The organism is Streptomyces sp. WM6378 (genome assembly GCF_001279695.1).
Taxonomy (GTDB): domain Bacteria; phylum Actinomycetota; class Actinomycetes; order Streptomycetales; family Streptomycetaceae; genus Streptomyces.
In genome coordinates this window covers 1-1,620 of sequence record NZ_LGDD01000114.1, presented here as the reverse complement: position 1 = coordinate 1,620, position 1,620 = coordinate 1, and the positions used below count along the sequence as shown (strand labels likewise).

At 69.9% G+C, this 1,620-nt stretch carries 1 protein-coding gene; it reads left to right on the top strand.

Going from position 1 to position 1,620, the window contains the following annotated elements; all coding sequences use genetic code 11:
* Positions 1-1,620 (top strand): ISL3 family transposase (locus ADK54_RS11885; RefSeq protein ID WP_159047733.1); only part of this gene is annotated, 1,620 nt, incomplete at both ends.

Here is a 1,620-nt window from a genome sequence, read left to right as displayed (position 1 = left end):
GAATTGTCCAGGCTGGAGCAGGCGCTCTTTCCGAAGGTGCCCGGGTTGGTGCTCGACCGGCTCACCGAGATGGATGGGCTGGTAGTTGCCGAAGTCCACTGCGATGTCGGTGAGTTGGCGTGCCCGGACTGCGCGGCTGTCTCCTGGCGGGTGCACAGCCGGTACGGACGGCACCTTGTCGAGATGCCCGTCGGCGGGCGCCGGGTGGTGGTCAAGCTGGCGGTGCGGCGATTCTTCTGCGAGAACGCCGACTGCCCGCGGCGTACTTTCGTCGAGCAGGTCGAGGGCTTGACCAGCAGGTACGCCCGCGCCGGGCCGGGGGTGAAGGTGTTGTGGCGGGCCGTCGCGCTCACGCTGGGCGGTCGGCCCGGGGTGCGGTTGTGCCGCGTCCTGGCGATGCCGTCCGGCCGCGGGCGGCTGCTTGGCCTGCTGCACGCACCGCCCGTGCCGGCCCGCAGCCCGCGGGTGCTGGGCGTGGACGACTTCGCGTTCCGCCGCTCGCGCACCTACGGGACGATCGTGTTGGACGTGGAGTCCTCCACGGTCATCGACGTGCTGCCGGACCGGACCAGCCAGACCCTGGCGGCCTGGCTGACCGCACATCCCGGGGCTGAGATTGTGTGCCGGGACCGCGACAGCGGCTACAGCCGTGCCGTCCGCGAAGCGGCGCCGGACGCGACCGAAGTGGCAGACCGCTTCCACCTGCTCCAGAACCTGGCGGCCGCGGTGGAGAAGACGTGCCATCAGCACCGCTCCTGCCTGCGCAAGCGGGCCGAGGACGAGGCCGTGCGGATTCACCCGCAGCCCGCGCTGCCGGATCTGCCTCCACTCCAACTGCCGCGCACTCAGATGATCGAACGTACCCGGCACCGCTACGAGGACGTCCACCGCCTCGTGGACGCGGGCTGGACCATCAGCGCGATCGCCTGGCGCCTGCACCTGGACCGCAAGACCGTGCGCCGCTTCCGCGACACCGACCTCGACCAGCTGCTGGCCACCGCCCACGACCGGCGCCCGTACGGGGTCCTGGAACCGTTCAAGCCCTACATCAACACCCGCTTCACCGAGGCAGGAGGCCAGGTCAGCGGCAGTCGACTGCTCCTCGAAATCCGTGCACGGGGCTACGAGGGCAGCCGGCCCGTCGTCGGCAAGTACCTCGCTGCCCTGCGCGCAGGGCACACCGAGCCGGTCCGCGTCGACGTCCCCAGCCCGCACAGGATCACCGGATGGATCATGCGGCCCCGCGACACCCTGACCGACAACCAGGAGAACCAGCTACTCAAGGTCCGACTCGCCTGCCCGGACATCACCCGCGCCTGCGACCTCGCCCGTACTTTCGCTGACCTCCTCCGTCACCGGCGGGGCTACCTGCTGATGGACTGGATCCGCCAGGCCGAGCAGGACGCCCCGCCGCCGATGCGCAGCTTCGCCGGCTTCCTGCGCCAAGACCTCGACGCCGTCACCGCCGGCCTTACCCTCACCTACAGCTCCGGCGTCGTCGAGGGACACATCAACCGTTTAAGACCATCAAGCGGCAGATGTACGGCCGCGGGTCGTTCCAACTCCTCCGCACCCGCGTCCTGTTGCGATCGTGACCGTCCCGAGATTTCGACCAGACCC